This is a genomic window from Bradyrhizobium sp. 142, assembly GCF_023074015.1.
In the GTDB taxonomy this organism is placed as follows: Bacteria; Pseudomonadota; Alphaproteobacteria; order Rhizobiales; family Xanthobacteraceae; genus Bradyrhizobium.
In genome coordinates, this window is sequence record NZ_JADPKQ010000023.1 from 1 (window position 1) to 503 (window position 503).

The 503-nt window shown below is 60.2% G+C and carries 1 protein-coding gene; it reads left to right on the plus strand.

Annotation, left to right across the window (positions count from 1 at the left end):
- Nucleotides 1–497 (plus strand): IS630 family transposase (locus IVA82_RS01670; protein WP_247493134.1); only part of this gene is annotated, 497 nt, incomplete at its 5' end.
- Between the last annotated feature and the right edge of the window lie 6 nt (nucleotides 498–503).

The following is a 503-nucleotide window of genomic DNA, read 5'->3' on the forward strand; positions in this document are numbered from 1 at the left end:
CCTGGATCAAGACCAACATGGCCCCGCTGCGCGGCTGGGGATCCAAGGGCGAGCGGTTGCGCGGCTTTGCGCCGCACGGTCACTGGCGAACCCTGACCTTCCTCGGTGCCCTACGCTCTGACCAGCTCACTGCGCCTTGCGTGTTCGACGGACCGATCAACGGCGAAAGCTTCCGCGCCTATGTCGAACAGCAACTCGTCAAAGTGCTCAAACCGGGCGACATCGTCGTCATGGATAATCTCGGTAGCCACAAGTCGCCGACCGTCCGGCAGATGATCCGGAAAGCCGGCGCAAAGCTGTGGTACCTGCCGCCGTACTCACCCGACCTCAACCCGATCGAGCAAGTCTTCGCCAAGATCAAGCACTGGATGCGCATCGCACAGAAGCGCACGATCGACGACGCCTGCGACCACATCGGCCACCTCGTCAGAAGCGTTCTGCCCGTCGAATGCAGCAACTACTTCGTTAATGCCGGATACGCTTCCATCAAAAAATGAAACGCT